This is a genomic window from Neobacillus niacini (assembly GCF_030817695.1).
Taxonomy (GTDB): Bacteria; Bacillota; Bacilli; order Bacillales; family Cytobacillaceae; genus Neobacillus; species Neobacillus niacini_F.
The window spans coordinates 128,256-140,791 of the sequence record NZ_JAUSZQ010000007.1 but is presented as its reverse complement, the minus strand read 5'-3'; the positions used below and the strand labels follow the sequence as shown (position 1 = coordinate 140,791).

Below are 12,536 nucleotides of genomic sequence, written 5' to 3'. Positions count from 1 at the left end.
TATGCTTTATATACTCTATATATCCACCTAGAAAATTCGACATGGCCAAAGAGAAATCATGTCAAGTTTTCTAGACCTAATTTGAGGATTTTTAGGGGGGTATAAAGTGGGATGCCCTTAATTTATTTCAACAAAACGCGTGCGTTAGCACACGAAATCTTCAAGCGTTGGACGTGATTTATTATCAGCAATCTCTATACATTTATTGAATAGTTCTTCATTACTGACAATAATTCTATATCCGTTTAAATAACTAGTGGTGAAGTATTGATATTCATTTATGTTAAGATCTTCAGCAATTGGATTAGACTTCTTGTCCGAATAGTTTAGACTTTGTTTATTTTAATTATTCGTATAATACATGGAATGATTTATAGTAATAAAATACATATAAACAGCAGCTTTTTGTAACAACCTTGGATAGTATTCAAAATCTCCAAATCCCTTTTGTGGCATAGCAACTTTGGCTTTAATACAACCCATGTCAAAGCCTTGTAATCCACCATAGCGTTCTAAAGCTAAATCGTGTACATCTATGATATCTTCATACGTTAAATAATCGATGACAGTTCATTTTCTCTTGGTTTCATTTCAAGTGTTTAGAATGCAGGTTCTATTTGTAAAGATAGAAACCCTACTCCGGGCGTCTGTACTAACAGACTGTAAAGAAAGGAAAAACGCCTTTCTGACATTCTATAAGTGTCGCTCCAGCATTAAATGGTCCGATAACCACGGTCTGTACGGCTTACACCTACATTCCGTAGATTCCTGTTCCATTTACGGCAAGCCGCCATACTGAACGAGCCGAAGACTTATAAAGATAAAAATCCTAAACCTAAAAATCTTAAGACCAATGGAAAGCAGCCTTCAGGCTGCTATTTTTATTGGAATTTTTCCCTTTTGCCTTCCGAATCGTACAATCACACAATCCGACTAACCTTCAAACAGGGGCAGATTCCTAGGCTTCGCCCTACCCCGGTTTGAAGCTAAGTCAGAGCGTCAGACGTTCAAGGGGCATAAAACTTTTTTATTAAGAACGCTTTTTGCAACATAAAAAACTTTTACGCTAAGAGAACCCTTGACCGCCTGCCGATGCTCCTTGTTCGTTCTACTTGCAAAAGGGGAAAAATCTTTGGGGAACTGATTCGCTTCGCAAGTCAAAAGGAAAAAGAAAAGAAAAAATCAAAAACAAAAGGGAGTTTTGAAAAATGGAATTAACGTCAATCTTTGAAGTCGTACGAATCAAACAAGAAATTAAGGAATCAACTGTACCATTTGCACTTTATACAATCCGTTCACCAGAGGATGCTCAAACATTAGCTATGGCACATATCGCAGATGAAGACCGAGAAGTTTTTCTTGTTATGATGCTCAATACGAAAAATCAAGTAGTGGGGTTACATAGAGCCCATGTGGGAAGTCTAAATGCAAGTATAGTCCACCCAAGAGAAGTGATGAAATGCGCTATTCTCAATAATGCGGCTTCCATTATTGTTGGCCATCAGCATCCAAGCGGCGACCCGACACCGAGCCGGGAAGATATAGAAGTGACCAGAAGACTTGTAGAAGCAGGAAAAATTATAGGCATTGAAGTTCTTGACCATGTGATTGTTACCCATACAGGAAAACATGTCAGCTTAAAAGAAAAAGGTTATCTATAAAAATAGAAAAACGAGTAAAGGGGCTTTGCCCCTTTGCTTAATGAACGAGAATGTAAGAATAAGGGAGTTAAAGGCGATAAAGTCCGTAGCCAGATACTATTAGGGAGAGGAAATAACCGAAAAAGGCGGAATTCCAATGCCTTATAATCGGCAAAGTGATTTTTTTGAAAATGTAACGGACGGGAGAAAAAGTACTCGAGGGAATGAATCTTTAAAGAAAATGGCACAAGCTGGATCTAGCTGGTTCCGGGCGCACAAGGAAGAAAAAAACGTCCGTTTTTTTCCTTAATTAAGGGCAGGCATCGAACCTGCTTGACGGTTGCTGAAGCAACCTTTACTCTTTGAAAGATTATTCGAGGAAGAAGGGAACCATTTGCAAAAAGCAAATGGTCCTAATTAAATAAAATAGGAAATACGAAACTCTTGTTGTGGAATTCATCGAATGCACCCTAATGCAGCTACTCATATTACATTCAATCGTAAAAGAGATTGAGAAATTTTAAGTACTAGTAAAGTGTTGGTATGATTTTGAAAGTATAAGTTTTTTATAAAGTGTAATTGATGCATAATCAATAATTTATGTAGTCTACTTCAAAATACTTTGTTAATGTTGTAAAACTCCACTCATGTTGCTCCACTTAAGGGCCAATAGGGGTATTACATTAGAGCAACCATGCGACTTTGAACAAATCGTAGATCAAAAAGCTTGGATGAGTTTATTCAATTAGCGCAAACGTAATAAAGTATGTTCTGCAACCATCTTGTGGACTTACTATGTAACTATCAAAAGAAAATCAAAAAAATTCCCGTATTCATTGTGAAAATACAGGATTTTTTAATCAAACTTCTGTATTTGTTGATTTTTACTTTTTTGATACGTCGTGATGAGTTCGTCTAATTTCCGACCGCAACGAAGAGTCTCACTGCTATTTAAGCCGGTTGTTTTTGCAATTTGGATCAATTCTTCTCTTAATTGTTTGATCCGGTCTTTTAATTCCACGATCTGGCTAACCATCACCCATTCCCCTGATTCTCTTTAAGTGTTTAAATTGATAATGTTGTCCGCACAATTATTATTATTATGCAAAAAATTCCAAACTATTAGAATACATCTGACAAAACCCCTTAAGAAGTTACAAAAAATTCTTTAGAAAGAAGAAATGGGGGAGAAAAGAAAGGGAAGAGAGCTCTTTTTTTTGTAATTGTCGATTTTTCTGGTTTTCGCTTACAATCTGTACATTTCCATGGGATTTAGATAGCCCTGAGCCTACTTAAACGTACGATGGCTACTTATAAACTCCCTTTCCTGTTTTTAAAAATTATATAATGCATCAACAAATTTTTGTAGGTGTCATAACCTAATTAACTTTTTTTCACCGTCAATTACGATTTGGCAACATTCTGTACATCTAAGGTCCAACGTGAATGAGACTCCTTTAGTGCTGTATTTACGTTTTCAATGCCTTCCTGATTCCAAAGACTAAGATTAGACGTAGTAATTTTCTTTTCAATAAAATTGGTTATTTTTTGGATGGTATATTCTGCATCTTTTCCCTTTACAATGAGCGTAAACTCTGTGCCAATCTTCGAAGGTATTAACAGGCTCATAGCTCCTAAAATGCTCTTAGCATTAATAATTTTATTATTCTTTTCAACATATATTTCAGCTTCGAATGAACTATTTAACTGTGTGAATTCCAAAGTCTTTTGAACAGTAAATCCACCTTCTGGGATGTTAAATACTCTTTTTTTCTCCATGCTTAATTCCTCCTTCAATTGTTATAAACACCAATGACTTATACCGATATTTAGAAACAAGGAACGCGACACGTCTTCTTACATATTGTCATCATACCAGGAGAAATCCCTGATACGACCCTTCCAAACTGGAAGTATACTCATTACATCTTTTTATAAATGTATATTTTCATAAAAAATGTAACGATACATTGGTAAATGTACCACCAGTTCCGATATCTGTATATATTTTCGTCAGGAAACATTACACAGTTTTACATATTCGGTTCGTTTCATTGTTATATAGGTTTACCACCCTCGTTCAATAGCGGCTGCCTAATTTAGAAGAGAAGATTGTAGCAAACACCAATGGATTATTAGCTGAAGAGGCATTGCAGTCACTGTCTCAGGTGGATCAAACATTTTTAAAATTAGCATGGTTTTTTGAGAATCCGGAACAGGTGAATTTTAATTTAATCTGTCTATATCAGAATTTGGACAATAGTTGGCTGGAATGGGCGTTAGAACTGATTACGCTCTATTTCCAGGAAGATACGTATTTAATTCAAAAGCCTTCTTATTCCATATTCGAGATGGTTCTGAGTATGTCTACATTCCGTAGGTTCAAGTTCCATTTCCCTAAAGGTCGTACCAAACGAGCCAAAAACTAAAGGATTGAAAGAATAATGATTAAAAGATTGTAAGAACAAAATAAAAGAATAAAAGAATAAAAGAATAAAAGAATAAAAGAAGAAGCTGTGATGTAGCTTCTTTTTTTGTGTCATTTCTCCCTTTTGTCTTCCGAATCGTAAAACAGCGCAAGCCAACTAAACTTCTAGCCGGTAGGACACCCGAACCTTCAGTTACGTTAGCTGCTAACCTTGAAGAAACATATGAATGGGGTCAAGCAATTGCTAAGGTATTACGAGAAATGGACAAAAAGGTAATTTTCGTTTCAAGTGGTGCTCTTGCTCATAACTTAGTGGGTGGAAGACATAATATGCCAACCCTTTCTGAACATGCCTTGATAAAGAGTTTGTCGAACTAGTAATGAATAAAAATTATAACGCTGCCTATGATATGCTACCGCAATATGCAAGCCTGGCAATAGTTGAATCAGGTGGCCGAGACAATGGTTACCCACTTTACGGATACTTGGATTGTTTTAGGCGGCCATAGTCTTGAAAAAGAATTTGATATCGATATTGCTGCAAAAACAGTGGCAGGGATTTGGTATTATTCATTAAATTCTAAATAAGATTTTTCCATGTAACTTAAAACTGCTTTCTATGTCTACCCTTGCTATTTTGAGAAATCACGTTAGCTTTAGTTACAAGCTGATTGAATTAAAATTTTTGAGCCACTATAATCTAAATCATATAAAAACTATGAAGTTTAATAGGAACGTCGGTGATGAGCATAAAGTTAGACATACAACCAATCTATCATCCTCACTAATGAAAAAGGGAGTGAGCACCATGATCAGAAGAAAAAGGGATATTTATGGATTTCTTAAAGACTTCGAAATATATACGAACTGGGACGGAGTAAAATGCTATTTAAGTCATTGCCGGTGAATTGAAAATATCTTAATATCTTAAGTCCTTTCCTATTTACATTGGTTTATATTTAAAATCTCACTATCTGTTCTAAAATCGGATTTCAAGAAATAAATGAGACCTTAGTAGAAAAAATCCAATAGACGTGATCAAATTTCCTAACACTAATGAAAGATAAAATATTGTAATTTGTTTGTAAATGTTCAATTAAATCGACAAACATTTTACAATCGCTTATTTATAATGGGGTTGGAGTGAATTGATTTTTTACAAAAAAGATTCAACATTTTTATAGGGGGAGATGTATATAATGGATTTTTATAAAAAGTTACCTACTGATTTTTTAATTGCTTTTTATTATGAAATGATGAAAAACATCGATAAAGGATTATTAACAAAAAATATGTATTATGAATTAGGTCTAATCATTTCCGTTGCTAGTCAAAGAGGGATTACCTTAGCGCAACCATGCGACTTTGAACAGGTAGTGGATCAAAAGGAACTAGATGATTTTATTCAATTTACGTACAAATGTAACGAAATAAAGGATGTTTCGCCCCCATCTTACGGACTTTGACTTAGTAACCCTCAGAAGAAAATCAAAAAAATCCCATATTTCATAATGTGATCAATACAGGACTTTTAGTCAAATTTTTGTATTTTGTTGATTTTTCCTTTTTTGATACAGCGTGATGAGCTCGTCTAATTTCCGACTACAACGAAGGGTGTCATCGCTATTCAATCCAGTTTCTTCTACAATTAGAATTAAATCCTTTCTCATTTGATTGATTTGGTGTTCCAATTCATCGATCTCTATAACCATCCTACATTCCCCTAATTCACTTTAACTGTTTAATTCGATAAAATCGATTTTCAACGTAATTATTATTATGCGGAAAATTTTAAACAATTGGAATACATATGACAAAACACCCTAAAAAATTACAAAAAGTACTAGGGATTAAAGAAGAGAGGGGACGATGCAGCTTAAAAGACAATATATTTCTTTTAAAATGTTGATTTAGTCAACATTTTATTTTATGATGGTGTTGACTAAGTCGACAGGAGGGATTAGGATGAAACGCTCAACCAAACGAATCATTGAAAAGTTCCCGAAATTTAAAGGTAAATTAAAAGCTTATGAGAACATTTTATCAGTGGAAGAAGCCCTGCAAGGATTAACAGATGTTGAAGCTGTATTCTTAAGATTAGCTTGGTTTTTTGAAGCTCCCGAACATGAAAGTTTTAATATCGGGTTATTGTATCACCGTTTAGATAATGAATGGCTTGAATTTGCATTGGAATTAATGACTCTGTTCTTTAGAGAGGATACGTTTTTAATTCAAAAACCTACCTTTTCCATTCTTCGAGAAATGCCGGATCATTATTTTAATCAAAAGAAGTTTGCTGACTTCTTATCGAAACATGGATTGAGTTATGATAAGCGGAAACTAAATGTATATTACAGTCGAGGTAAATTGCCGAAAGCGGATGTTACGCTCTCAGGTACCCCTTATTGGAGTAAATCAACTGTAGAGGAATTTTGTGAACAGGAAAAGGAACGATTGAAAAACAAATAAGGTAGGAGCCGTTAACAGGAATGTAGCTTGGGTTTCCAAGCTATTTTTTATTTGTATTGTTTTGTGAATGAATCGGTGAACTTCTTGTGAATAAACCAAGGATTCATTTACGGTTTGCTGTTTGGCAAGGATAAGAATACACTAGCTAAAGTAAAAGCCGATATTCTACATCTCTGAATGTTGGCAATTCAAAATAAACACTACATTGTCGAGTGACAATAAAGTTGTTTAAAAGTTCCAGCCCTTTCTCCTCAACAAACGGGCCATTAAATGGAATAAGAAGGAATCTTTGAAAAGATATAAATGTGGTTATTCTTATGGAGTTTCAATAAAAAAGGCAGATTAATTAGAAGTGGTACAAAACTTTCACCTATAGACTACACCCATCCTTGAGCACTTTTAAGAGCCTGTTTTTTTTCTCTCTTTTTTCAAAAACAGGCTTTTTAAATATAATGGATGATAGGATATTGCCTGAATTTTTATCATTATATTGAAGTACTCAGCCTTTATCCAACATCTGTGTTTTATTTTAATTGATGTATAATATAATCCGCCGTACGTATTGCTAATGCAACGGTTGAAAGTGTTGGGTTCGCTCCAAGAGTAGGCAAAACGCTGTTATCCGCCACATAAAGGCCTGATATCCCGTGAATTTGACCGTATCGATTGGTTGCTGAAGTGTAGGGATTATCACCTATGCGACAGGTTCCTGCTTCATGGTTATCCTCTCCTGGAGGTCGTAGGAAAATGGTAGGTTGGCATTCAATCAAATTTAAGGATGATATAACCTGTCTCATCCCTGCAGTCAACTGTTGAATCACAGCCAGATCCCTTTGGCTATAATGAAAATTAACCTGGATCTTTGGTACACCATATTTGTCTTTTCGATTAAGATCAAGAAAGACCCTATTTTCAAAACGTGGCTCTACGTTTCCATAACCATGAATGATGATTTCCAATTCGTCTTGAAGCGGTTTTTCTTGTACGCCAAACTCTATCTGATAAGGGTTATCCTTCGTATTTGGAATCAAAACGCCAATCAATCCTAAGTCCTCCGGAAAAAACTTACGGTTGATTGTCCCAGTGGCTCTTACAGCAGAATGATCGATTAAATAGTTACCGATTGCTTCTCCAGGAATCCCTGAATGGAGCAGTAAACGCGGTGTTTCAAAAGTACTTCCCGACAATACAATTGATTTTGCTTTGATCCAGTAGGATTTCATATCCGGGGATATGACCTTTACACCAACGGTTTTCCCTTTTTCGGTTAACAGTTGAATGGCACGAGCCTGTACAGCCAGATCAAAGGACTTGTGATTTAAAGCTTCTGCAAGGAAAAGGATGGAACTGAATATTGCGTTGGAACGAATCTCTCCATATTTAGTGGATTTTATGTCGACAGCAAAAGGAATACCTGTCGCATTAAAAAATCCATTTGCCCAAAGTCGTTTTAGGATAATTCTAGTCGGTAAGCTTGACTGGGAAAAGGTTTTATTCACGTTCATGACTTGTTCAGCGATGTTGTAGTAAAATTTCATCTCTTTTATTGGAACAGGCCATTTTGATATAAGGTATGAAGGAATTCGTGGACTAGCTGCTGCCCATTGTATAGTTCTTCCACCAAGGGCAAAAATTTGTTTTGCACCTGAAAATTCAGGAAGGGTTCTCCCAATTGGTCTTGTTATAGAAGAAATATATTGTTCCGCATGCCCGCCGGAGAGTAATGCGAGATTCTGAACATGTGTTGACAGCAACAGGTCTCCTGCTTCAATCATCCCAACTCGTTTTCCATTATTCCTCCATTGGTCACATAGCCGCCATAAGGCTGCGCCTCCTCCTGCTCCGCTCCCTACAATCAATACATCATATTCCGTTTGTTCCATTTTTTCCAACGGGGTGAGTGGAATCCAGGAATCAACCGTTTCCGATGAACTTACCGGTGGACAGGGAGAGGGAAAAGGAGCTTGGCTCTTCATAATTACAGATGGAGGAGAAAATTTCCCCCGAGTACTCAGATTGGGATTCCCATTCCACTTTAATCCTACCTTATGCAAAAGCCTCTTCAAGGCTTTTGCAGCAGCCGGAAAAAAATCCGGGTCTGCGATTCCTGGTGTGCCTCTCGGTTCAATAGATATAAATCCGGAATATTTCTTTTCTTTTAACGTAGTGAGCAGCTTTATAATTTCTGCGTCTCCATCTCCAGCCGGAACCACTTCACCCGTATCTATCCTTATATCCTTCATATGAATGTAAGAAATATAATGCTCTACGAGTGCATACGCATGTGTCATCGGCAGCACTGAAGATCGAATGAAATTTACAGGGTCAAATGCAAAACGAAGATGAGGTGAGTTGATACTTTGAAGAATATCCTGAGCGCGTTCACCGATATCTCCATACATTGTCGTATCGTTCTCAAGAAGTAAAATGACATCTTCCTGTTCAGCGATAAGAGCCATTTCTTTTATTCTCCTTAAAACTTCATTTCTATACTTTAAAGGATTTTCACCTTTAGGAATCATGAAAGAGCGAATGCGAATAAATGGAGTGCCAAAAAATTTGGCTAAATAAATGGCCCGCATCAAATCATTCAGCTGTGGAGTAAAATCATCCGTTATAAGGCTAATCCCTATCGGTGAAGCAATGGATGAAATGAGAAAACCACGAGCATCCAGCCGTCTTTTTATTTCTGCAATCTCTTCATCACTGAGCTGTAAAACATTTTTTTCTCCTACACCGCGTAAATCAAGATAATAAATCCCCTCAGAGGCCAAAAAATCCATTTGAATTTCCAAATCAGGTGAAATTTCATCGCCAAATGCTGATAAAGTAATCATGTTAAGGCACTCTCCTGACGGATGATATAATCCGCTGTACGAATGGCTAATGCAGCCGTAGACAGTGTCAGATTTGCCGCGCCGATGGAAGGGAAGACACTGTTATCCGCTACAAATAATCCCTTTATGCCATGTAATTGTCCATACCTGTTTACTGCAGAAGTGGATGGGTCATCACCCATCCGGCAAGTTCCAGAGTCATGATTTTGATCTCCTGGCGGCATAAGACAAATGGAAGGCTTATTTATACCGCAAAAAGAAGATACTTGTTCGATAGCTCCAGCGATTTCACGGATAATGGATAGATCTTTTTCACTAAAGGAAAAATCTATTTGTACTTCGGGTACACCGAATTCATCCTTTCTATTTGGATCTAATGTAACCTTGTTTTCAAATCTAGGTTCAACTTCACCAGAACCAAAAAAAGTTATTTCTAATTCGTGTACAAATGGTTTTACTTGATATGGTTGATACCAAAAATATCCATTTGGTCCTCTTAGCTGTATTTGATAGTGTCTTTCTCGTGTTGAAGGAATCAATATACTCAAAGTCCCTAAAGGTTCCGGAAACTCCTCACGGCTTATTGTTCCATTGGCTAACACAAAAGAATGATTCATTAAATAATGCCCGATTGCTTGCCCTTGGATTCCCGAGTGAAGAAGCAAGCGAGGGGTTTCAAATGTACTAGCGGACAACACAACGGTTTTTGCTTTTAAAATATAAGGTTTTTTTTCTGAAGAGATGACCTTTACTCCAACTACTTCTCCATTTTCAACAAGTACTTTAACTGCCCGGGTTTTTACAGTTAAATCAATTTGACGATGATTTAATGCTTTTGCAAAGAAATTAATGGCGCCAAAAAAAACATCTGAACCTTCCTGTCCATAAATTGCAGGACCAAGATCAGCTGCTATAGGAGTAGCGGTTGCCTCTGTAACCCCGCTTTGCTGCAATCGGTTTAATAAAATTTCTGTGAGCGAAGAACCCTCTGTATACTTCTTGGATACGTTCATGACCCGTTCAGCGATATCATAATAAGATTCCATCTCTTGGAACGTGACAGGCCAATCTACCAGTTCAAACAAATTCATGCGTGGACTGATCGCATTCCAAAATAAAGTTCTCCCACCAAAGGCAAAAACCTGTTTAGCCCCCTGAAATTCGGGATTGAATTTACCTAATGGCTTTGATACATATTCATGAAGTTTACCCATGCGTTCACTATTCATGGTAGGAATGTTGGCTGCTTGTGTCGGCAGCAAGAAGTCTCCTGATTCAACAACACCTATCTTTTTTCCATTTTCCCCCCATTGTTCGCATAGTCTCCACGTGACAGCTCCTCCTCCCGCCCCAGTGCCAATAATTAAAACATCGTATTCCGTATTGGCCATCTGCTCAAGGGGAGTAGGTGGAATCCAATTATTCCTCAACGGTTCTCACATCCTTTTATAAAAGCCTTAAGTACTATTCGAAAAAAACGGGCTGTAACGCAACGCAATTTATTTAAAGTACAAAAATTAAATGCCAGATATCTTCACCAGGTATATTCATATGATTTACGATGGGTAGGTATTCCTAAAAATTTCATTTAAACTTAAGTTCTGAATGTTGATCCCTAGAGGCTTTGGGCCATGATGCGAATAGATACGTTGAATTTTTATAGAAATGGGATATTGTAGAATAAAAGAAGCCAAGTGCTTTTTTAAGAAAAAGCACTTGGCAGTGTTATTAGAGTCTTTGATTTTTCTGGAATATACTAACTTAGGACTGTTGTTAATAGGTTTCGTCTTTCCTTTCAATTTTCTTCCCTGTGAAAAGGACGATAATTGTAATAAGAAGCAGAGGGAGTACGGCAACGATAATCATAATGAGTGGTAAAACCACGAATACGGCTTCAAAAAACTCAATTTCAGACTTAAACATCGTGAGGGTAAGTAGCAGGGAAATAAACATAACAGGAAAAATAATAATCCGTTCATCCTTCAATCCCAGCACTCTTGAAAGCGTCTCCTTAAGAATGAACAGCATGATGGATGTTTTCATATAGGAACCAACAATTAATGCTATTCCGATAAAAGACTCGATCCTCGTAATAATTTCCCTAATATTAACCAAACGTGCCAGTTGAAATAGTGAAAATTTAAAGGTACCTGAGAGTGATCCTAAAGCCATAATTGTACAAAGAATAGAGAGAATTAACAAAAACCCCTGTATTAGAAGTGCTAAAAACATATATTTTTTTATTGAGTTGTTCTTTTCCTTCTGAATGAATGGGAGTAATAATGAAAAAAAGACTATTTCACCATATGGGAAACCAAGTACCATATAAGTACTGTGAATAACTGGTTTCATTCCTGCTGGAAAGACAGGTAATAGATATCCTAAGTGATAATTTGGTAAATTTAACACTATTACCATGAGTGAAAAAATGATCAAATAGCATAAAAGCAAAACAAACATTCTTGCCATTACTTCCATCCCTGCTCTTGCTGTCATTGCGGCCACCAGCAAAATTAGAACATGAAATACATAAGGGGGGGTTTCCCTCAGCATAGCGCTAGTGAAAAATCCCCCTATATCAATGACAATATAAGAAAGAATTAAAAAAAGAAGGAGTAATATAGGAATAGAAATACATAAAGTGATCCATTTTCCTAAGATTTTTCGGCTATAATCGATAAAAGTAAAATCCGGATTTTTACGATATAAATATAAGATACATGCTAATAAAAACATGCCAAAACCATTTGCAATAATTACTGATAGCCACGCTCCACTATTCCCTGATTGAGTTAAAGGTTGTGGGATGTTAATAACGGCAGAGCCAAGCGTAAAAGAGAGAAATAAACACGCCATTTGTCCAGAACTAACCGTTTCTTCTTTCCGCATTATCTTCTCTCCTTTAGTTAAAATCTAGCTTATTTGGGAATCTTTATTGCTTCAACAATTTGCTGTGCCGGTTTTAAAAAAAAGAAGTGAAAGAGTTCATCTAAAGACGGCCATCCTAAATCCATTAAATAAATGAGACTTAGGTAAATGATCGGAATCATCAACATTCCATAAACGATTCGCTCTCGACGATTTGTTCGTTTTAATTTCGGAACGTCGTAAATTAAAATTCCCAAGGATACGATAACTAGAACGATAATTTTTTCAACCATG

The 12,536-nt window shown here is 36.5% G+C and carries 14 protein-coding genes; 6 read left to right on the top strand and 8 right to left on the bottom strand.

Going from position 1 to position 12,536, the window contains the following annotated elements:
* Positions 1 to 342: 342 nt before the first annotated feature.
* On the bottom strand, positions 343 to 564 hold the full coding sequence (locus tag QFZ28_RS29925; RefSeq protein WP_373428184.1) for a Fic family protein: 222 nt from the start codon (positions 562 to 564) through the stop codon (positions 343 to 345).
* Positions 565 to 1,208: 644 nt separating this feature from the next.
* Between QFZ28_RS29925 and QFZ28_RS28570 the strand changes: the two genes are divergently transcribed.
* Positions 1,209 to 1,661: a JAB domain-containing protein gene (locus tag QFZ28_RS28570; RefSeq protein WP_307197977.1), complete on the top strand. Its 453-nt coding sequence runs from the start codon at positions 1,209 to 1,211 to the stop codon at positions 1,659 to 1,661.
* 136 nt (positions 1,662 to 1,797) lie between these two features.
* Positions 1,798 to 1,950 carry a hypothetical protein gene (locus QFZ28_RS28565; protein ID WP_307197976.1) on the top strand — a complete coding sequence of 51 codons (153 nt, stop codon included), beginning with the start codon at positions 1,798 to 1,800 and terminating at the stop codon, positions 1,948 to 1,950.
* 546 nt (positions 1,951 to 2,496) lie between these two features.
* Here QFZ28_RS28565 and QFZ28_RS28560 read toward each other — a convergent pair.
* Positions 2,497 to 2,676, bottom strand: a complete 180-nt coding sequence (locus tag QFZ28_RS28560) for an aspartyl-phosphate phosphatase Spo0E family protein (RefSeq protein ID WP_307197975.1) — start codon at positions 2,674 to 2,676, stop codon at positions 2,497 to 2,499.
* Positions 2,677 to 3,044: 368 nt separating this feature from the next.
* Entirely contained in the window at positions 3,045 to 3,419 is a 375-nt protein-coding gene (locus QFZ28_RS28555; RefSeq protein WP_307197974.1) for an HPr family phosphocarrier protein, read from the bottom strand.
* A 757-nt stretch (positions 3,420 to 4,176) separates the two neighbouring features.
* On the opposite strand from QFZ28_RS28555, the gene QFZ28_RS28550 reads away from it, so the two are divergent.
* The 3 genes from QFZ28_RS28550 (at position 4,177) to QFZ28_RS28540 (ending at position 5,534) form a co-directional block, all read left to right on the top strand.
* Entirely contained in the window at positions 4,177 to 4,446 is a 270-nt protein-coding gene (locus QFZ28_RS28550; protein ID WP_307197973.1) for a hypothetical protein, read from the top strand.
* A gap of 84 nt (positions 4,447 to 4,530) precedes the next feature.
* Positions 4,531 to 4,656 (top strand): hypothetical protein, encoded by a 126-nt coding sequence (locus tag QFZ28_RS28545; RefSeq protein WP_307197972.1) that lies wholly within the window; start codon positions 4,531 to 4,533, stop codon positions 4,654 to 4,656.
* Positions 4,657 to 5,267: 611 nt separating this feature from the next.
* Positions 5,268 to 5,534: a hypothetical protein gene (locus tag QFZ28_RS28540; RefSeq protein ID WP_307197971.1), complete on the top strand. Its 267-nt coding sequence runs from the start codon at positions 5,268 to 5,270 to the stop codon at positions 5,532 to 5,534.
* A gap of 69 nt (positions 5,535 to 5,603) precedes the next feature.
* On the opposite strand, the gene QFZ28_RS28535 is transcribed toward QFZ28_RS28540, so the two are convergent.
* The gene (locus QFZ28_RS28535) at positions 5,604 to 5,780 is read right to left on the bottom strand and encodes an aspartyl-phosphate phosphatase Spo0E family protein (RefSeq protein ID WP_307197970.1); all 177 of its coding nucleotides are present in this window, start codon (positions 5,778 to 5,780) and stop codon (positions 5,604 to 5,606) included.
* A gap of 253 nt (positions 5,781 to 6,033) precedes the next feature.
* Between QFZ28_RS28535 and QFZ28_RS28530 the strand changes: the two genes are divergently transcribed.
* Positions 6,034 to 6,537: a hypothetical protein gene (locus QFZ28_RS28530; RefSeq protein ID WP_307197969.1), complete on the top strand. Its 504-nt coding sequence runs from the start codon at positions 6,034 to 6,036 to the stop codon at positions 6,535 to 6,537.
* Between the two features lie 524 nt (positions 6,538 to 7,061).
* On the opposite strand, the gene QFZ28_RS28525 is transcribed toward QFZ28_RS28530, so the two are convergent.
* From QFZ28_RS28525 to QFZ28_RS28510, 4 genes are all read right to left on the bottom strand, one after another.
* On the bottom strand, positions 7,062 to 9,374 hold the full coding sequence (locus QFZ28_RS28525; protein ID WP_307197968.1) for a TIM barrel protein: 2,313 nt from the start codon (positions 9,372 to 9,374) through the stop codon (positions 7,062 to 7,064).
* The gene (locus QFZ28_RS28520) at positions 9,371 to 10,804 is read right to left on the bottom strand and encodes a GMC oxidoreductase (protein WP_307197967.1); all 1,434 of its coding nucleotides are present in this window, start codon (positions 10,802 to 10,804) and stop codon (positions 9,371 to 9,373) included. Before QFZ28_RS28520 ends, QFZ28_RS28525 begins: the two co-directional genes overlap by 4 nt.
* A gap of 343 nt (positions 10,805 to 11,147) precedes the next feature.
* A complete protein-coding gene (locus QFZ28_RS28515; RefSeq protein WP_307197966.1) occupies positions 11,148 to 12,263 on the bottom strand; it encodes a GerAB/ArcD/ProY family transporter in 1,116 nt (371 codons plus the stop codon).
* 29 nt (positions 12,264 to 12,292) lie between these two features.
* Complete coding sequence (locus tag QFZ28_RS28510) at positions 12,293 to 12,535, bottom strand: hypothetical protein (RefSeq protein ID WP_307197965.1); 243 nt, start codon at positions 12,533 to 12,535, stop codon at positions 12,293 to 12,295.
* Position 12,536: the final 1 nt, after the last annotated feature.